This window comes from Pseudoxanthomonas koreensis, assembly GCF_041890415.1.
GTDB classification, from domain to species: Bacteria; Pseudomonadota; Gammaproteobacteria; order Xanthomonadales; family Xanthomonadaceae; genus Pseudoxanthomonas; species Pseudoxanthomonas koreensis_A.
Window position 1 is genome coordinate 2,311,645 of record NZ_CP169056.1, and the last position, 18,948, is coordinate 2,330,592.

The 18,948-nt window shown below is 71.2% G+C and carries 14 protein-coding genes; 5 read left to right on the forward strand and 9 right to left on the reverse strand.

Annotated elements, in window-relative coordinates; genetic code table 11:
• Nucleotides 1-21: 21 nt before the first annotated feature.
• From ACEJ41_RS10600 to ACEJ41_RS10620, 5 genes are all read right to left on the reverse strand, one after another.
• Nucleotides 22-735 (reverse strand): ABC transporter ATP-binding protein, encoded by a 714-nt coding sequence (locus tag ACEJ41_RS10600; protein WP_374012241.1) that lies wholly within the window; start codon nucleotides 733-735, stop codon nucleotides 22-24.
• Complete coding sequence (locus tag ACEJ41_RS10605) at nucleotides 732-2,255, reverse strand: efflux RND transporter periplasmic adaptor subunit (RefSeq protein WP_374012242.1); 1,524 nt, start codon at nucleotides 2,253-2,255, stop codon at nucleotides 732-734. The genes ACEJ41_RS10600 and ACEJ41_RS10605 overlap by 4 nt, the downstream gene beginning before the upstream one ends.
• 89 nt (nucleotides 2,256-2,344) lie before the next feature.
• Entirely contained in the window at nucleotides 2,345-3,655 is a 1,311-nt protein-coding gene (locus ACEJ41_RS10610; protein WP_374012243.1) for a sensor histidine kinase, read from the reverse strand.
• A gap of 138 nt (nucleotides 3,656-3,793) precedes the next feature.
• The gene (locus ACEJ41_RS10615) at nucleotides 3,794-4,513 is read right to left on the reverse strand and encodes a response regulator transcription factor (protein ID WP_374012244.1); all 720 of its coding nucleotides are present in this window, start codon (nucleotides 4,511-4,513) and stop codon (nucleotides 3,794-3,796) included.
• A 100-nt stretch (nucleotides 4,514-4,613) separates the two neighbouring features.
• A complete protein-coding gene (locus ACEJ41_RS10620) occupies nucleotides 4,614-5,276 on the reverse strand; it encodes an arylesterase (protein ID WP_374014123.1) in 663 nt (220 codons plus the stop codon).
• A gap of 115 nt (nucleotides 5,277-5,391) precedes the next feature.
• On the opposite strand from ACEJ41_RS10620, the gene ACEJ41_RS10625 reads away from it, so the two are divergent.
• Both ACEJ41_RS10625 and ACEJ41_RS10630 read left to right on the forward strand, forming a co-directional pair.
• Complete coding sequence (locus ACEJ41_RS10625; protein WP_374012245.1) at nucleotides 5,392-6,003, forward strand: ABC transporter ATP-binding protein; 612 nt, start codon at nucleotides 5,392-5,394, stop codon at nucleotides 6,001-6,003.
• Nucleotides 6,000-8,486, forward strand: coding sequence for an ABC transporter permease (locus ACEJ41_RS10630; RefSeq protein WP_374012246.1), 2,487 nt, complete (start codon nucleotides 6,000-6,002; stop codon nucleotides 8,484-8,486). The genes ACEJ41_RS10625 and ACEJ41_RS10630 overlap by 4 nt, the downstream gene beginning before the upstream one ends.
• 105 nt (nucleotides 8,487-8,591) lie before the next feature.
• Here ACEJ41_RS10630 and ACEJ41_RS10635 read toward each other — a convergent pair whose 3' ends face one another.
• Nucleotides 8,592-9,002, reverse strand: a complete 411-nt coding sequence (locus ACEJ41_RS10635; RefSeq protein WP_374012247.1) for a rhodanese-like domain-containing protein — start codon at nucleotides 9,000-9,002, stop codon at nucleotides 8,592-8,594.
• 97 nt (nucleotides 9,003-9,099) lie between these two features.
• Between ACEJ41_RS10635 and ftrA the strand changes: the two genes are divergently transcribed.
• The gene (gene ftrA / locus ACEJ41_RS10640) at nucleotides 9,100-10,062 is read left to right on the forward strand and encodes a transcriptional regulator FtrA (protein WP_374012248.1); all 963 of its coding nucleotides are present in this window, start codon (nucleotides 9,100-9,102) and stop codon (nucleotides 10,060-10,062) included.
• 60 nt (nucleotides 10,063-10,122) lie between these two features.
• Complete coding sequence (locus tag ACEJ41_RS10645) at nucleotides 10,123-10,494, forward strand: DMT family protein (RefSeq protein WP_374012249.1); 372 nt, start codon at nucleotides 10,123-10,125, stop codon at nucleotides 10,492-10,494.
• Nucleotides 10,495-10,513: 19 nt separating this feature from the next.
• Here ACEJ41_RS10645 and ACEJ41_RS10650 read toward each other — a convergent pair whose 3' ends face one another.
• Both ACEJ41_RS10650 and mazG read right to left on the reverse strand, forming a co-directional pair.
• Complete coding sequence (locus ACEJ41_RS10650) at nucleotides 10,514-10,837, reverse strand: YnfA family protein (RefSeq protein ID WP_374012250.1); 324 nt, start codon at nucleotides 10,835-10,837, stop codon at nucleotides 10,514-10,516.
• Nucleotides 10,834-11,655, reverse strand: coding sequence for a nucleoside triphosphate pyrophosphohydrolase (gene mazG, locus ACEJ41_RS10655; RefSeq protein ID WP_374012251.1), 822 nt, complete (start codon nucleotides 11,653-11,655; stop codon nucleotides 10,834-10,836). Before mazG ends, ACEJ41_RS10650 begins: the two co-directional genes overlap by 4 nt.
• A gap of 586 nt (nucleotides 11,656-12,241) precedes the next feature.
• Here mazG and recQ point away from each other — a divergent pair.
• Nucleotides 12,242-14,107, forward strand: a complete 1,866-nt coding sequence (gene recQ / locus ACEJ41_RS10660) for a DNA helicase RecQ (RefSeq protein ID WP_374012252.1) — start codon at nucleotides 12,242-12,244, stop codon at nucleotides 14,105-14,107.
• Between the two features lie 42 nt (nucleotides 14,108-14,149).
• On the opposite strand, the gene ACEJ41_RS10665 is transcribed toward recQ, so the two are convergent.
• The gene (locus tag ACEJ41_RS10665; protein WP_374012253.1) at nucleotides 14,150-18,826 is read right to left on the reverse strand and encodes a DEAD/DEAH box helicase; all 4,677 of its coding nucleotides are present in this window, start codon (nucleotides 18,824-18,826) and stop codon (nucleotides 14,150-14,152) included.
• Nucleotides 18,827-18,948: the final 122 nt, after the last annotated feature.

Sequence of the window (18,948 nt, forward strand, 5' to 3'; positions counted from 1 at the left end):
CGCGCGAACGGACATCCACGGTCATGGCCCGCCCTCCTCGTGCAGCAGCCCGTCGCGCATCACCACGATGCGGTCCGCATGCGCGGCCACCTCGGCATCGTGGGTGATCAGGATCACCGTGTGGCCGTCTTCGCGCAGGCGCTTGAACAGGGCCAGGATCTCCTCGCCGGTGCGGCTGTCCAGCGCGCCGGTGGGCTCGTCGGCCAGCAGGATCGGCGGCGCGTTGATCAGCGCCCGGGCAATGGCCACGCGCTGCTGCTGGCCACCGGACAACTCACTGGGCCGGTGCCCGCCGCGGTCGGCCAGGCCCACCGAGGCCAGGGCCTGGCGCGCACGCTGCTCGCGCTCGGCCGGCGGTACCCGGGCATAGCCCAGCGGCATCGCCACGTTCTCCAGCGCGCTCATGCGCGGCAACAGGTGGAAGCCCTGGAACACGAAGCCGATCTTGTCCCGGCGTAGGCGCGCCAACGCCTCCGCGTCCAGCAGCGCCACATCCATGCCGTCGCAGCGGTAGCTGCCGGCGGTGGGCGTATCCAGGCAGCCGATCAGGTTCATCAGGGTGGACTTGCCCGACCCCGATGGCCCCATGATCGCCAGGAACTCGCCGGCCTCCACTCGCAGGTCCACCCCGTCCAGCGCAATCACCTCGGCCTGGGTGCCGGCGGCGTAGACCTTGCGCAGGCCGCGGATGTCGATCACCGGCACCGGCACGGCAGCCGAAGGCAGGGCCGTCATCCGCGCGCGCGCTCGCCGGTGATGATGACGTCGCCCTCCTGCAGGCCACCGCCGGACACCTCGGTGCTGCTGCCGTCGCTGGAGCCGATCCGCACCATCACCGGCTGCGGCTGGCCATCCACCAGCCGGTAGAGGGTGGCGCGACGTGCATTGACCAGTGCGGCCAATGCAGCGTCCCAGCGCGCCTTGCGTGGATCGTCCAGGCTGGCGCGGAACTCGGCGAAATCCTCCTTCATGCGCGCGGCCATGCGCTGGCGCACCTGCGATTCGATGTTGGCGTTGCCACCACCCGGCGCAGCCCCGCCCGGCGGCCCGAAGCCGCCACGGCCACCAGCACCGCCCTGCGGGCCACTGGCGCGACGCGCGTCCTGGCGCTGGCGCAGCGCGGCCAGGGCCTGCTCGAAGCGGGCCTGCTGCTCGGCGCTGGGCTGAAGCTCGGCCACCGCGCGCGCCAGGTCGTCGGCCAGGCCCTCGCCGGAACGGCGCGGGCCGCCACCGACTGCCGGACCGGTGGCAGCACCGGTGGCCGGCTTGTAGCGCAGTGCGGCGTTGGACACCTTGAGCACGTCATCGCGGCGCGCGACCTCGATCTCGGCATTGACCGTCAGCCCCGGCAACAAGGTGCCGTCGCTGTTGTCCACGTTCACCACCACCGGGTAGGTGACCACGTTGTTGGTGGTGGTGGCAGCCAGCCGCACCTGCTGCACCTGGCCACGGAACTGGCGGTCGGGAAAGGCGTCGGCAGTGAAGGCCACCGTCTGCCCCTGCTGCACCTGGCCGATGTCGGCCTCGTCCACCGCCAGCTCGATCTTCATCTGCGACAGATCCTCGGCGATGGTGAACAGTTCCGGCGCCTGCAGGCTGGCGGCCACGGTCTGCCCGGGCTCGATGCTGCGGGTCAGGACCACGCCATCCACCGGCGAGCGGATCACCGTGCGATCCAGGTTGACCTGGGTGGTCCGGGTGGACGCGGTCTGCTGGCGGATCTGGGCCTGGGCCGAGGCGACCTGGGCATTGGCCTGGTCCAGCGCGGCGCGGGCCAGGTCCACGTCGCTGCGTGCCACCAGCTGGCGCTGGACCAGTTCGGCCTTGCGCCGGTAATCGAGCTCGGCATTGCGCTGGCTGGCCAGGGCCTGGTTGAGGCTGGCGCGGGCACTGGCGACCTGGGCGTTGCCCTGTTCGATCTGTGCCTCGTAGGTCTTCGGATCGATCCTGGCCAGCACCTGGCCGCGTGTCACCTGGTCGTTGAAATCCACCAGCACCTCGAGCACCTGGCCTGAAATCTGGCTGCCGACGGTCACCGTGGAGATCGCGCTGAGGGTGCCGGTGGAGGAGATCGCCACGCGGATCGCGCCGCGCTCGACCGAGGTCGTGCGCCACGCGTCAGCGCTGCCGGCGGCGCGCTGCTTGAGCCAGTAGCCGGTGCCGGCCACGGCCAGCGCCAGCACTACCAGGGCAATGAGGACACGCGGCAACCACGCACGCGCACGGGAAGACTGCGGGGGACGGGCTGGGCTCATGCGCTGGCGGTGATCGGCAGGGTGGTCATGCATCGGTTAACGCACCGCCATCGCCGCGGTTGACAGCACCACGACCACGAGGCGCCACGCTATGCCGGCACGTCCGCGCCGGGCGCCGGCCCGACACCGGACCCGAAGTGGATCCGCGCCGTGGTCCCGCGGTCGGGCGTACTCATCAGGTCCACCTGCCAGCCGAATCGCTCGCACAGCCTGCGCACGATCGACAGCCCCAGGCCAGTGCCCTGCGGCCGTTCCGGCGCGCCGCGATAGAAAGGCTCGAACGCATTGTCCAGGGTTTCCTGGGACATGCCGATGCCGCTGTCGCTGATCGTCACCTCGGCGGCATCGACGACCACGCGCACCTGGCCGCGGTCGGTGTAGTGGCAGGCGTTGCGCAGCAGGTTGCCCAGCACCACGTGCAGGACCCGTGGCGGTGCGAACAGCATTGGCTGGCGCTGGCAGTCCACTTCCACCTTCACCGGCTTGTCGCCCAGCAGCAGGCGTGCGTTGTCTACTTCCTGCTCGACCACCTCGCACACCTGGAACCATTCGCTCTGCGGTGCCACGTCCGGCTCGCGCGCAAGGATCAGGAAGGCATCGACCACCGCCTCCATGTCGCGGCCGGCGCGCTGGATCCGCTGCACGCCGCGCGCAACCCGCGGGGCCAGGCTGTCGTCGGACAGGATCACGTCCGATGCCATGCGGATCACGGTCAGCGGCGTGCGCAGTTCGTGGCTGGCGTGGCGGGTGAAATTGCGTTCGCGCGAGACATGCGCCTGGACCCGCTCGCCCAGCGCGTGCAGGGCCTGGGCCAGTTGCCGCGCCTCGCCCTGCACGTCGGCAGGCAGGCGCTCCGGGGCAAGCTCGGCCACGTCCGGCCGGCGCGGGTCCCAGCGCCCGACCAGGCGCGCCAGCCACGCCACCGGCGACACCAGCCGTTGCGAGGAGCGGTAGGTGAACCAGGTCGCGCCGTAGATGGCGAACAGCGCCAGCATCGCCGGCAGTACCGCGAACCACAGCGCGGCGCGGGTGGCCTGGCTGCGCAGGAAGACCAGGTACAGGGTGCCGGCCTGCTGGCGGTCCACCCACACCAGTTGCCCGTCTTCCTCCAGGTCGTGGAAACCGGGCTCCAGCTCACGCAGGCCGGCCGGCAGCGACAGGCTGGAATAGCCCGTTTCCACCAGGTAGCCACGCAGGTTGTAGGTGTTGGGCGGCGGCTGCACCGGCGAGGCCTGGTGCAGTTGCCAGTAGTGCTGGGCTTCGTCCTGCAGGGTCTTCTGGATGAAGCTGTACTTGAACAGGATCGCAACCACGTAGAACGCGACCACGATCGCCAGGCTCGCCATCACCACCTGCAGGATGAAGGCGATACGGATCTTGCGGGGCAGGCCGTGTGGCATCGTGCGCAATCAGTGCAGGGGCGACCGAGTGTAGGCAACAGCACATCGTTGCTTCGTGAGCGACGACGCTGGATGGCACCTTCCCCGTGTGGCGGCGTTGACCGCCATTCATCCCCCTTGCTGGTAATGGAGCGCGCGTCAGTTGGCCGTCACCGGCTGGCCGATGTCGGCGACCCGGTAACCGGCACTCTGCACGGTATGCAGCAGCGGCCGGTCGAACGGCTTGTCGATGACCTTGCGCAGGTTGTACAGGTGACTGCGCAGGGTATCCGAATCGGGCAGGCTGTTGCCCCAGATCTCGCGTTCGATCTCCTGGCGGCTGACCACCCGCGGCGACTCGCGCATCAGGATGGTCAGCAGCTTCAGGCCGATCGGCGAGAGCTGCAGCTCGATGCCGCCACGGGTCACGCGCATGCTCACCGGGTCCAGCACCAGGTCGGCCACGGTCAGCACTTCCGAGCCGACCTGGCGGCGTTCACGCCGGATCAGGGCACGCAGGCGCGCTTCCAGCTCCTGGATGGCGAACGGCTTGGTCAGGTAATCGTCGGCGCCGTGGCCCAGGCCGGTGAGCTTGTCATCCAGCGTGTCGCGCGCGGTCAGCATCAGCACCGGCGTGGACTTGCGCGCATCGCTGCGCAGCCGCCGGCACACCTCGATGCCGTCCAGGCGCGGCAGCATCAGGTCCAGGATCACCGCGTCGTAGCTGTTCTCGGCGGCCAGGCGGTAGCCGTCCAGGCCATCGGCAGCGTAGTCGACCTCGAAGCCCCGGCTTTCCAGATATTCGCCGATCATCTCCGAAATGTTGCGGTTGTCCTCGACTACCAGGACCAACCCCGAGGTTTCTTTGCCTTGCCGCATGTCCCGCTCCGTGCTGTTTTCAGGTTTGTGAAACATGCAGGAGCCCCGGTGGATGGCGTGTGAAGAAGCCGCCATCGTGGTCGCCGGCCGGGGCCGGCACCTACAGGAGCGGCTCCAGCGCCGGCCAGACGTTCTCCAGCAGGTGCGGCTGGGCCGCGGCCGTGGGGTGCAGGCCATCCGCCTGCATCATGCCGGCCTCCAGCGCCACGCCCTCCAGGAAGAAAGGCACCAGCGCCGCGCCATGGCGTTCTGCGAGGTTTGCGTAGGTGCGGCGCAGGCGCTCGCGGTAGCCGGGGCCGTAGTTGGGCGGTACGTCGATGCCCAGCAACAGCACCCTGGCCCCCGATGCACTGGCCAACTCCAGCATCCGCTCCAGGTTGCCGGCCAGCTGCGCCGGGGCCAGGCCGCGCAGGGCATCGTTGCCGCCCAGTTCGACCACCAGTACCGACGGGCGATGCTTTTCCAGCAGGGCCGGCAGCCGGGTCAGGGCGCCGGCGCTGGTTTCGCCGCTGATGCTGGCGTTGACCACCGCGCGCACGCGCGCCGGCTCGCGGCGCAGCCGCTGTTCCAGCAGGCTGACCCAGCCCGAGCCTCTGGGTATGTTGTGTTCCGCGCTCAGGCTGTCGCCCAGCACCAGCACCGGCCCGACCGGACCTTTGGCACGGGCGGCAGGCGCGGCCAGCAGCGACCCTGACATCATCAGCGCCACCAGCACGGCCACCATCAGGTGACCTGCGCGCCGCCACTTCCCGAATATCCGCATTCCGGAGCCTCCCATCGATATCCAGTCCAGTTCCAGCATAGCCACCGCCATCCAGGTCCGCGGCGTCGGCAAGTCCGCGACCGGGCCCGAGGGCGAAGTACGCATTCTCGATGGCGTGGACCTCACCGTGGCTGAAGGCGACAGCGTGGCCATCGTCGGCGCGTCCGGATCGGGCAAGACCACCCTGCTGGGCCTGCTGGCCGGCCTGGACCTGCCCAGCCGCGGCACCATCACCCTGGCCGGCGCACGCCTGGACACCCTGGACGAGGAGGCCCGCGCGGCCTTGCGTGCGCGCGAAGTGGGCTTCGTGTTCCAGAGTTTCCACCTGCTGCCCTCGCTGACCGCCGAGGAAAACGTGGCCCTGCCGCTGGAGCTGGCCGGGCGCGAGGATCCGGCACGGGTGCAGGAAGTGCTGGCGGCGGTGGGGCTGGAACATCGCCGCCGCCACCATCCACGCCAGCTCTCCGGTGGCGAGCAGCAGCGCGTGGCGCTGGCGCGCGCCTTTGTCGGCCGCCCGCGCATCCTGTTTGCCGACGAGCCGACCGGCAACCTCGACCAGGCCACCGGCCAGCAGGTCAGCCAGTTGTTGTTCGAGCTCAACCAGCGCAACGGCACCACCCTGGTGATGGTGACCCACGACCTGGCACTGGCGCGACGCTGCCACCACGTGCACCGCCTCGACCGTGGCCGGCTGCAGCCGCTGGACGCGGGCGGGGACAACGCATGAACGTGGTCCGGCATGCGGCGCGGACGCTGCGCCGCGAGTTCATGGCCGGCGACCTGTTGACCGTGTTCGCCGCGCTGGTGCTGGGCGTGGCGGCGATGACCGCGGTCGGCACCCTGGTGGATCGGGTGACCCTGGCCTTGACCGCCAGCGCAGCCGAAGTGATCGGCGGCGACCTGGGCGTGCAGGCCCGCGCCGAACCGCCCGCCGGCTTCGCCGAGCAGGCGCGCCAGCGCGGCCTGGCCATCGCCCACCGGGTGACCTTTCCCAGCGTGCTGTTCCACGGCGAGTCCAGCCTCATGGCGACCATCAAGGGCGTGGACGGCGCGCATCCGCTGCGCGGCCGCCTGCGGGTAGCGCGCGATGTCGCCGGGCTGCACGCCGAGGACGCTGGCGGCCCGCCGGCGGGCGAAGCCTATGCCGATCCGCGCCTGCTGGCCGGGCTTGGCGTGAGCATCGGCGACACCATCGAACTGGGCGCCAGCCACGTGCGCATCACCCGGGTGCTGCTGTCCGAGCCGGATGCCTCCGGCGGACTGATGGAAATGGCGCCGCCGCTGCTCGTGCATCGCCACGACGTGGCCGCCGCCGGCCTGCTCGGCGCCGGCAGCCGCGCCTCCTACCGTTTGATGTTCGCCGGCCCGCCCGATGCAGTGGACGGCATGCGCCAGTGGCTGGAGCCGCAATTGCAACCCGGCCAGCGCCTGGTCGGGGTGGAGGATGCACAGCAGGGGCTGCGCGCCGCATTCGACCGCGCCGGCCGCTTTCTTGCGCTGGCGGCCTTGCTGGCGGTGCTGCTGGCTGGCGTGGCCACGGCCCTGGCCGCCAACCGCTTTGCCCTGCACCGGATCGACACGGTGGCAATCCTGCGTTGCCTGGGCGCGCGCCAGCGCGACATCCTCGGCTCGCTTGCCCTGCAACTTGTCCTGCTGGCGATCCCCGCCTGCGCGCTGGGCATCGGCTTGGGCATGCTGGCCCAGGTGGCACTGGTGGAAGCACTTGGCAACCTGGTGCCGGCACGCATGCCGTTGCCGCAGGCCACGCCGATGCTGGCCGGCGCGGGCATCGGCCTGCTGATCCTGTTCGGCTTCGGCCTGCCGCCGCTGCTGCGCCTGCGCGGGGTGCCGCCGATGCGCGTGCTCAACCGCAGTTTCGCCGCGCTGCCGGCGACCTCGCTGCTGGCATACGTGGCGGCACTGGCGGCCACCGTTGCGTTGACGGTGTACGCCACCGGCGACGTGCAACTGGCCGCGTGGGTGCTCGGTGGCCTGGCGGCGCTGGCGGTGATCGCCGCCGCTGCGGGCGCAGCGCTGCTGTGGCTGCTGGGACGGGTGCAGGCGCGCCTGCGCGGCGCCTGGCGGCTGGGCCTGGCGGCACTCACCCGTCGCCGCGGCCTGGCGGTGGTGCAACTGGTCGGCCTGTCGCTGTCGTTGTGCGCGCTGTTGCTGCTGGCGGTGATCGGCCCGGGCCTGCTCGGGCAGTGGCGCGACCGGCTGCCGGCGGACACGCCCAACCACTTCCTGCTCAACGTGCAGCGCGACCAGGCGCAGGCGGTGGACCAAGCGTTGCGCGGCCTGGGCGTGGCCGATCCGGACCTGCAACCGTTCGGCACCGGGCGGCTGCTGGCGATCAACGGAAAGCCGCCGCAGCGCGCGCAGGTGGACGAAGGCGACGACGGCAACGACGCCGACCGCCCGGTGAACTTCTCCTGGCGGCACGGCTTCCCGCCCGCCAACACCCTGCTGGAAGGCCAGTACTGGGATGCCTCCAGCCGCGCCGACGAGGCGTCGCTGGAAGAGGGCTGGGCACGGCGCTACGGCATGTCGATCGGCGACACGTTGACCCTGCAACTGGGCGAGCAGGAGCGCACGTTCACCGTGACCAGCGTGCGCAAGGCCGACTGGGATTCGTTCCGGGTGAACTTCTTCGTGCTGCTCAACGCCGGCGCGGTGGGTGATGCGCCCTACAACCTGATCTCCAGCTTCCACCTGCCTTCCGGCCGTACCGCGGCGCTGGCGCCGGTGGCGCGCCAGTTCCCCAATGTCTCGGTGCTGGAGATCGACGCGATCCTGGAACGGGTGCGCGAGGTGATCGAACGGGTGGCCCAGGCGGTGCAACTGGTGATGGGCTTCAGCCTGGCTGCCGGGGTGCTGGTGCTGCTGGCCGCGCTGCAGGCCACCGCCGGCGAGCGCCGCTACGACAGCGCGGTATTGCGCACCCTGGGCGCACGCCACGGCCAGTTGCGCGGCGCGGTGCTGGTGGAGTTCGGCGCGCTTGGCCTGTTGGCCGCGGTGCTGGCGGTCGCGGCGGCGGCACTGATCGGCGCGCTGGTCTCGCGCCAGTTGTTCGAACTGGCACTGGCACCGCCATGGGTACCCCTGCTGGCCGGTGGTGCCGGCGGCGTGCTGCTGAGCCTGCTGGCCGGCTGGTCCGGCACCCGCAGCATCCTGCGCACCCCGCCGGTGCTGGCACTGCGCCAGGGGTGAGCGCAGGCCTGAGCATCCGCGCGCTCGAATGCCGCAACCCGTGCAGGTGCTCCAGGTCCCCGGCAGATGCCGCACGGACATGCGGAGCGGCAGGCAGGCCGGCGATCATCCGTGCAGCGCCGTTCCCCGGGCCAGTGCAAAGCCTTCGTCAATCCAGCCGGTGATGCCGCCGGCCATCAGCTTGACCGGGCGCCCGAGCCCGGCCAGCCGCACGGCGGCCTTGGCTGCTCCATTGCAGTGCGGGCCGGCGCAATAGACCACGAACAGGCGATCGGCCGGCCAGGGCGCGAACCTGGACTGGATGATCTTGCGGTGCGGCAGGCTGATGGCACCCGGCACGTGGCCGGCGGCATAGGCATCCGGCCCGCGCACGTCGAGCAGGACGAAGCCCGGATCCGGCAGGGCCATGGCTGCGTGAACGTCCCAGCAGTCGGTCTCGAAGGCGAACTGGGCCTGGAAATGCGCGTGCGCCTGCTGCGGCGCCGCGGCGGCAATCCCGGTGACGGGGTTGGACATGATCTGGCCTGGCAGGTGGTGGCGTGCAGGTGATTGTGCCGAGCCACGGCGGCGGCGAGAATTGGCGGCGATGCCGATCTGCGATCAAATCCCGCCAATGCGCAACCGGCGCGTCGCCGTCCTCGTCTACGACGGCCTGTGCATGTTCGAGTTCGCCAGCGCGGCGGAGGTCTTTGGCCTGGACCGGCCCGAGGCCGGACAGGACTGGTACCGCTTCGAGACCGCATCGATCAGCGGCAGGCCGATCCGGACCCAGTTCGGCGGGCGGATGCAGGCCGATGCCGGGCTCGCGCGCCTGCAATCGGCCGGAACCATCATCATCCCCGGGTGGAGCGACGCCCACGCGCCAGTGCCCTGCGCGCTGGCCGACGCACTGCGCAGCGCGCATCGCCGTGGCAGCCGGCTGCTGTCGATCTGTTCGGGCGTGTTCGTGCTGGCCGCCACCGGATTGCTGGACGGCAAGCGCGCAACCACACACTGGCGCTACGCCGACATCCTGCGCCAGCGCCACCCGGCCATCGAGGTCGATCCGGACGTGCTCTACGTGGACAACGGCCGGATCCTCACCTCCGCCGGCAGCGCGGCCGGGCTGGACCTGTGCCTGCACCTGGTGCGCCGCGACTACGGCAGCGAGAAGGCCAACCTGGTGGCACGCCGGCTGGTGATCGCGCCCCACCGCGACGGTGGCCAGGCCCAGTTCGTGCAGCGACCGGTCGCCCCGCGCCCGCGCGATGCGCTGTCGCCGCTGCTGGACCACATCCGCCGCCACCTGGACCAGCCGCACCCGGTCCGTGCACTGGCCGCCCGGGTCAACATGAGCGAACGCACCTTCCTGCGCAGGTTCAAGGAAGCCACCGGCACCTCCCCGGGGCATTGGCTCACGGACGCCCGGCTGCAGCATGCCTGCGAGCTGCTGGAACGGACCGGCCTGGGGATGGACGAGGTTGCGCGCAGGAGTGGCTTCGGCACGGCGATGACCCTGCGCCACCACTTCCGGAACCGGCTCGGCACCAACCCTGGTGGATACCGGCGCCGGTTCGCTGCCAGCCGCGGCCCATGAGCCGGCGCGAGCGACGGGCGCTGCCGTATCCTGCGCTGCCCTCCCGACCGCGCCCGCGCCATGCCCGCCCTGCTCCCGTCCGCCTACGTCGTCCCGGTGCTGTTGCTGCTGGCCAGCAACGTGTTCATGACCTTCGCCTGGTATGGCCACCTCAAGTACAAGAGCGCGCCGCTGGCCATGGCGATCCTGGTCAGCTGGGGCATCGCCTTTTTCGAGTACACGCTGATGGTGCCGGCCAACCGCATGGGCAGCGGCGTGTACTCGGTGGTGCAGCTCAAGACCATCCAGGAAATCCTCACCCTGGTGGTGTTCGCCGGCTTCTCGGCCTGGTACCTGGGCCAGCCGCTGAAATGGAACCATTACGCGGCCTTCGCGCTGATCGTGGGCGCGGCCTTCCTGATGTTCTACGACGGCAGCGGCACGGCGTCCTGACACGGCCGCACGCCCGCGCTCAGACCTGCCGGGGCGCGAACATGATCACCGCCATGCCGGCCAGGCACAGCGCCACGCCGCCCAGGTCCCAGCGGGTCGGGCGCACGCCGTCCACCGCCCACAGCCAGGCCAGCGCGGTGGCGATGTAGACCCCGCCATATGCGGCGTACACGCGGCCGGTCGCGGTGGGGTGCAGGGTCAGCAGCCAGGCGAACGCCGCCAGGCTCAACGCGGCCGGCAGCAGCAACCAGGCGCTGCCATCGTTGCGCAGCCACGACCACACCAGCCAGCAGCCGAGGATCTCGGCCAGCGCGGTGACCACGAACAGGAGGAAGGTGCTCATGGCGCGGGCGCGCGCTCGGCGCGCTTGACCTGGTCCCACAAGGCTTCCTGCGCGTCCAGGTCCATGGCCGCAAGCGTGGTGCCGGCATCGGCGGCCAGGCGCTCCATCGCGCGGAAGCGGCGCTCGAACTTGTGGTTGGCGCGGCGCAGCGCCGCACCCGGATCGACCTTGGCGTGGCGGGCCAGGTTGGCGGCCACGAACAGCAGGTCGCCGATCTCGTCCTCCAGCCGCTCGCGGTTGCCGGCCACATCGCCGCGTTCGAACTCGGCCGCCACCTCGGCCGCTTCCTCCTGCAGTTTCTCCAGCACCGGCCCGGGTCCGGGCCAGTCGAATCCGGTGCGCGCCGCGCGCGACTGCAGCTTCACCGCGCGCTGCCACTCCGGCAGCCCGCGCGCGATGCCGGCCAGTGCGGACGCATCGGTCTCGCCGGCGGCGGCGCGTTCGGCGCGCTTGATCGCCTCCCAGCTGGCGGTCTGCGCCCGGGCATCGTCCACGCTGGCATCGGCAAACACGTGCGGGTGGCGGCGCACCATCTTGTCGCTGATCGCGGCGGCCACGTCGTCGAACCCGAACACGCCCTGCTCGGCGGCCATCTGTGCATGGAACACCACCTGCAGCAGCAGGTCGCCCAACTCGTCCTTCAGTGCGGCCAGGTCGCCGCGGTCGATCGCATCGGCCACCTCGTAGGCTTCCTCGATGGTGTACGGGGCGATGCTGGCGAAATCCTGCTCCAGGTCCCACGGGCAACCGCGCCGGGGGTCGCGCAGGCGGGCCATGATGCGGAGCAGGTTGTCGATCGGGCGCGGGCTCTCATCCATCCGCTGACTCTAGCGTGGCGCGGCGGCAAGGGCAGCCCCCGACATTCGGATGCGCCTGATGAGTTCCCAGGAGGCAGGCGCAGCCTTGGTTGAGAACAGCTTCGCATCACCACCACACGCCACACCGCCCCCGCGGTCGCCGGCGAGGCCGGCTCCTACAAAAAACGAGGCCGCGTGGTCGATACACCAATGGACGGCGTCCGGCCGGGGAGATGGGGCAAGTGGCACAGGGATGTGCCACGGCCCCGAGTGCGCACATGGATGTGCGCCCGAGGGGTGCACCATCTCCCCGGTCGGGCGGCGGCCCCACCCGAAGTCGAACCCCGACACACCCGCAGGCCGCATCACGCCACGCGTGCCACATCGCCCCGCGGTCGCCGGCGAGGCCGGCTCCTACAAAACGGGGCCGTGTGATCGATACACCGATGGAGCTGTCCGCCCGGGGCGGCGGCCCCGACGGAAGCGGCAATCCCAGGCGCCCCGCGCCTGCGTCCGGGCAGTACACCATCCCCAACTGCGTGGTGGCCCCAAACGACGCAGCCATCTTGCGCGCCACTGCCCCATCGCCGGCCGGTATCCTTTGCGCATGCAGGAGCAATTCAACGACGACGCCAACGTCGCCACCCTTCCACGCCACGACGCCACCACGCTGCTGCGCCGGGTGTTCGGCTACAACGCCTTCCGCAGCCAGCAGCAGGCCATCGTCGAGCACCTGGCCGATGGCGGCGATGCCCTGGTGCTGATGCCCACCGGTGGTGGCAAGTCGCTGTGCTACCAGATCCCGTCCCTGCTGCGCGAAGGCACCGGCGTGGTGGTGTCGCCGCTGATCGCGCTGATGCAGGACCAGGTGGAGGCGCTGCTGCAGTTGGGCGTGCGTGCGGCCTACCTCAACTCTACGCTCGATGCCGGCCAGGCGCGCCAGGTCGAACGCGACCTGCTGGACGGCAACCTGGACCTGCTCTACGTCGCCCCCGAGCGGCTGCTGACCGCGCGTTTCATGGACCTGCTGGACCGCAGCCGGATCGCCCTGTTCGCCATCGACGAAGCGCACTGCGTGTCGCAATGGGGCCACGACTTCCGCCCCGAGTACCGCGAGCTGACGGTGCTGCACGAACGCTGGCCGCAGGTGCCGCGCATCGCCCTGACCGCCACCGCCGACCCGCCGACCCAGCGCGAGATCGCCGAGCGCCTGGCGCTGGAACAGGCGCGGCATTTCGTCAGTTCGTTCGACCGGCCCAACATCCGCTACAGCGTTGCGCACAAGGACAACCCGCGGCGGCAGCTGCTGGATTTCCTGGCCGGGCATGCGGGCGAGTCGGGCATCGTCTACTGCCTGTCGCGGCGCAAGGTGGAGGAGACCGCGGACTTCCTCGCCGGCCGCGGCGTCGCCGCCCTGCCCTACCACGCAGGGCTGCCAGCGCAGGTGCGCGCGGACAACCAGCGCCGCTTCCTGCGCGAGGACGGCATCGTGATGTGCGCGACCATCGCCTTCGGCATGGGCATCGACAAGCCGGACGTGCGCTTCGTCGCGCACATGGACCTGCCCAAGTCGATCGAAGGCTATTACCAGGAAACCGGCCGCGCCGGCCGCGACGGCGAGCCGGCCGAAGCCTGGATGGGCTATGGCCTGGGCGACGTGGTGCTGCTGCGGCAGATGATCGAACAGGGCGAAGCCGGCGAAGAGCGCAAGCGCCTGGAACGGCGCAAGCTGGACCAGTTGCTGGGCTACTGCGAAACCGCCGGATGCCGGCGCCAGGCGCTGCTGGCGGCGTTTGGCGAGACCTACGCCGCGCCCGGAGCCGGCAGTGGCTGTGGCAACTGCGACAACTGCCTGCACCCGGTGCGCACCTGGGATGCCACCGAGGCCGCGCGCAAGGCGCTCAGCTGCGTGTACCGCACCGGCCAGCGGTTCGGCGCCAGCCATGTCATCGAGGTATTGCGCGGCGCAGACACGGAAAAGGTGCGGCAGTTCCGCCACCACGAGCTGTCCACCTACGGCATCGGCACCGACCTGGACACCAGCGCCTGGCGCAGCGTGTTCCGGCAACTGGTGGTGGCCGGGCTGCTGGAGGTGGACACCGAGGGCCATGGCGGCCTGCGCCTGGCCGCGACGGCGCGCCCGGTGCTGGGCGGCGAGCAAGCAGTGCATCTGCGCGAGGAACCGGCACGCAAGCCGGGCCGGGGCAGCGGTGGCGAACGTCGCAGCGAGAGCACCCTGCACGTGGACTCCGGCGACCGCGCACTGTTCGATGGCCTGCGCGCGTGGCGCGCGCAACTGGCGCGCGAGCAGAACGTGCCGGCCTACGTGATCTTCCATGACCGCACCCTGCGCGACATCGCCCAGTTGCGTCCCGCATCGCTGGGCGAGCTGGCGCGGGTCGGCGGCATCGGCGGCGGCAAGCTCGGCCGCTACGGCGAGGCGGTACTGGAGATCGTGCGCGAGCAGGGATAACGGGCGCGCCGCGGTCGCCGCGGTCGCCGGCGAGGCCGGCTCCTACAGGGAGGTGGTGGCGTGCAGGCGCGCCAGCAGGGCTTCGGGGCCGGAGCCCGGCTCGCGCAGGAGGGCCTTGCGCGCCGCCGATTGCGTTTCCGGGTCCAGTGCCTCCATCGCAGCCATCGGCCGGATCTCGCCGGCCACCAGCGCCGCCACCGGCACGCCATCGCGGTAGCCCACGCGCGCGCCGGCGATGCGCGGCACCTTGTCCCCGGCGACCACCGTGCCGGAGAGGTTCAGCGGGTCGAGCGCGCTGACGCACACCACTGCACCATCGTGCGGCATCTGCCGCGCCTTGCGCAGCAGGCCGATGGCTTCGGGCAGGGCGAACTGTTCGCCGGTCAGGCCGTCGATGAAACGGCCACCGCGCACTTCGCCGCGCGCTTCCAGCCGATGGTAGACGCGCAGCAGTTCGCGCCAAGGCGGCAGCCACGCCGCCTCGCGTTCGAGCACGCGCCAGCACACCACGCCATAGCGGCGCAGCAGCACGCGCGCCACGTGCTCGACCGCTTCCGGATCCGGCCTGGGCGGGCGGGCCGGACCGCTGGCGGCAGCCTCGCGCGGGGACGCGCCATGCGACGCAGCCGAAGCGGCCGTGGCAGCATCGGGCCTCACCCCGCCGGCGCCAGGCGTGCTGTCGGCGGCGGCGTTTGATGACTGCGCGCGTCGCACCAGCGTCCAGCGGCCGGCATCCTCGATCCCCAGCATCATCGCGCGACGCCGGCCGTGGCCGGGCGTGGGCCGCCGCGAGGCCGGCACCAGCAGCGCACGCAACCCGGCGAAGCTGTCGCAGTGCACGCGCCCGCGCGCCACCAGTTCGGCCAGCGCGTCCTCCAGTTCGGTCTGCAGCAGGCGGGTGCCGGCCACCATCTCGTCGTAGAAGGAAGCACCATGCACGGCGAGGAAATCGGCCACCTTCTGCGCGCGCGAAGTCAGCACCGCATCCTCGGCCGGTGACGGGGCCAGCGCGGTCCAGTGCGGCACGCTGCGCCGCGGCAACAGCAGCACCGGGGTGCCGCGCAGCGAACCGCCGTGGCCACGCGGCGCATCGGGGTCGGCCTCGCTGGCACGCAACCGGATCCACAGGGTGCGGCCCGCCGTGCACAGGTCATCCAGCCAGGCGATGGTGTAGTCCTTGACCCGCGCCGGCAGCAGCTCGGCTTCCCAGGCCGCCGCGGGTGCCTCGTAACCTTCCAGTTGCGCCAGCACGCCGGCCAGCGCATCCGGCCCGCTGGTGCGTGCATCCTCGGCCACCCGTTGCCACTGGAACAGGAAGCGCATGAAGTCGCGTGGCGCCACCGGTTCGATCTCGCGCCGCAGGCGCTTGAGCGTGTCGCGATGGATGCGCGCCAGCAGGTGGCGCTCGCACCACTCCACCGCGCCGGCCTGCGGCGAGAACCGGCCCTGCATGGCATAGCCTTGCGACTGCAGCTTCAACAGCGCCATGTCCGCAGCCAACGGGGTGATGCCGAGGCTGTCGGCCAGCTCGGCCACGGTCACCGGGCCCAGCCCGGTCAGGCGTGCGCGCAGCAGGGCGACGGCCGCATCCTCTGCGCTCCACTGCACTGCGGCCAGTTCCGCAGGCACGGCCAGGCCGGGCCGCTGCAACGCGGACGGATGCAGCGCCAGCAACTGCGGCAGCCGCTCCACCGCCACCCACCACTGCCGGCCGGCGGCCAGCACGCAGGTGGCGCGGCCATCGGCCAGCAGTCGCTGCAGCAGTGCGCCCCAGGCCGGCGCGCGCGCGGCTTCGGCCACGGTGACCACGCCCAGCCCGGTCAGTGCCTCGTGCATTTCGTCGGCGTTGCGCGGACGCGGCCAGGCTTCCTCGCGCACGCGCTGTACCGCGTCGGCGTCCAGCCGGCCCAGGTCGGTGGCCGATTGCGGATCGGCGTAGCGGCGGGTCTGCACGGCCTGGGTGCGGCGCTCCTCCAGCGGCGCGTCGTCGAGAAAGGCATAGGGCTTGGCATTCAGCGCTTCGGCCGCCAGCGGCGATGGTGCGGTCACGTCGCAGGCAACCACTTCGACCTCACCCGATTCCAGCCCGCGCAGCACCTGCAACCAGCCTTCGGTGTCCATCGCCTCGTGCAGGCAGTCGTCCAGGGTCTGCGCGACCAGCGGATGGTCGGGCACCTGGCGCTCGCCGACGATGTTCTCCAGGCACGCGACCTGGTCCGGGAACACGGTGGCCAGCAGGTCCTCGGCCTTCATCCGCTGCAACTGCGGCGGCACCTTTTTTCCACCGATGAAGCGCGGCAGCGCCAGCGCGGTGGTGGCGTTCCAGCGCCAGCGCACCGGGAACAGCGGCGCATCCAGCAGCGCCTGCACCAGCACGTCCTTGGCGGACGACGAATGCAGGTACTTCGACACCTCGATCAGCGGGAAGCTGTGGCTGGTGGACAGCGACAGCACGATCGCATCCTCGGTGGCCGCGGCCTGCAGCTCGAAGTTGAACTGGCGGCAGAAGCGCTTGCGCAGGGCCAGGCCCCAGGCGCGGTTGAGGCGGCTGCCATGCGGGCTGTGGATGACCAGGTGGGTGGAGCCGGTTTCGTCGAAGAAGCGCTCCAGCACGACGCGCTGCCGGGTGGGCATCGCCCCGCCGAGGGCGAGCGCGCTGGCGCCCAGGTAGTCGACCAGCTGGCGCGCGGCGGCGGTGGCCAGGCCGGCTTCATCGCACAGCCAGGCCAGGGCGTCCTCGGCGCCTTCGACGCTGAAGCGGACCGCGGGCTCGCCGATATCGTCCACGGCGGGCACGCCGTCTGCGACATCGGCCGGCGGCGGGTCGGCGGCCACCGGCACCGCCACCACGCGCGCGCCCGCCATCCGTGCCGCAATCTCGGCACGCAGCCGCGACACGCCGATGGACAGCTCGTCGGTGCGCCCCGGTGCCTCGCCCAGCCAGAACGGAATGCTGGGCGGCATGCCCTGCGCATCCTCCACCCGCACCCGGCCCATCTCCACCCGCAGGATGCGGTAGCTGGCATTGCCCAGTTGGAAGATGTCCCCGGCCATGCTCTCGACCGCGAAATCCTCGTTGACGCTGCCGATGAAGGTGGACTGCGGTTCCAGCACCACCGCGTAATCGCCGGTCTCGGGGATGGTGCCGCCGGACATGGTGGCGACCATGCGTGCGCCCTGGCGTCCGCGCAGGCGGCGGTTGACCATGTCGCGGTGCAGCCAGCCGGCGCGCGGCCCACGGCGGTCGCTGAAGCCGTCGGCCAGCATCCGCACCACCTCGTCGTACCTTGCCCGCTCCAGCCGCGCGTAGGGCCAGGCGCGGGTCAACCACTCGTACAGGGCATCCTCGTCCCATTCGGTGGCGGCGACTTCGGCCACGATCTGCTGGGCCAGCACGTCCAGCGGCGCCGGCGGGATGCGCAGCGCATCCAGCTCGCCGCGACGCACGCAATCCAGCAGCGCCGCGCACTCGACCAGCTCATCGCGGGTCTGCGGGAACAGCCGCGCCTTGGGCACGCCGCCCACATGGTGGCCCGAGCGTCCGGCACGCTGCAGGAACGCGGCGATCGAACGCGGCGAGCCGAGCTGGCACACCAGGTCCACGTCACCGATGTCCAGGCCCAGTTCCAGCGACGCGGTTGCCACCAGCACCTGCAGTTCGCCGCGCTTGAGCTTCTGCTCGGCTTCCAGGCGCAATTCTTTGGACAGGCTGCCGTGGTGGGTGGCGACCTGTTCGCGGCCAAGCAGTTCACCCAGGTGGAAGGCCGCGCGCTCGGCCATGCGCCGGGTGTTGACGAACACCAGGGTGGTGCGGTGCGCACGCACCAGCTCGGCCAGGCGCGCATGCACCTGCTGCCACTGGTCGCTGGACATCACCGCCGACAGCGGGGTCGGCGGAAGTTCCAGGGCCAGGTCGCGCTGGCGGGTGTAGCCGATATCGACGATGGCGCAATCGGGCACCTCGACCTGCGCAGTGCCGCCAAGCACCGCATCGCTGCCGGCCAGCGGGTCCGGGCCATGCCAGCCAGGCAGGTCCGTGCGCGCGGGATACACATTGGCCCGCCCGACGAGGAAGCGCGCTACTTCCTCCACCGGCTTCTGCGTGGCCGACAGGCCGATGCGCACCAGCGGCCGCGCGCACAGCGCTTCCAGCCGCTCCAGCGACAGCGACAGGTGGCTTCCGCGCTTGTCGTCGGCCACCGCGTGGATTTCGTCCACGATCACGCTGCGCACGCCGGCCAGCATCGCCCGGCCCGAGGCCGAACCGAGCAGCACGTACAACGACTCGGGCGTGGTGACCAGGATGTGCGGCGGCTTCCTGCGCATCTGCGCGCGCTCGGACTGCGCGGTATCTCCGGTGCGCACGGCGCTGCGGATCAGCACCTCGGGCAGCCCCAGTTCTGCCAGCGCCTGGCGGATGCCGGCCAGCGGCGCCTCCAGGTTCAGGGCGATGTCGTTGGACAGCGCCTTGAGCGGAGAGATGTAGAGCACGCTGGTGCGGTCGGGCAGCTCGCCGCCGCTGGCCAGGCCCTCGCGCACCAGCGCGTCGATCGCGGCCAGGAACGCGGTCAGGGTCTTGCCCGACCCGGTCGGCGCCGCCACCAGGGTGCTGCGCCCGGCCATGATCGCCGGCCACGCCGCCGCCTGGGCCTCGGTGGGCCCGGGGAAGGCACTGGAAAACCAGCGGGCAACGGCGGAATGGAAGGCGTGGACGGGCATGGGCGCACCCGGACTATGCGTCCGCACCTGCGCCAGCTCAACCGCAGCGCCATGTCGCACGGCAACGGGTTCAGGGATGTCGCGCCGCGGACCGCAGCCGGACGCGATCAGTTAAAATGCGC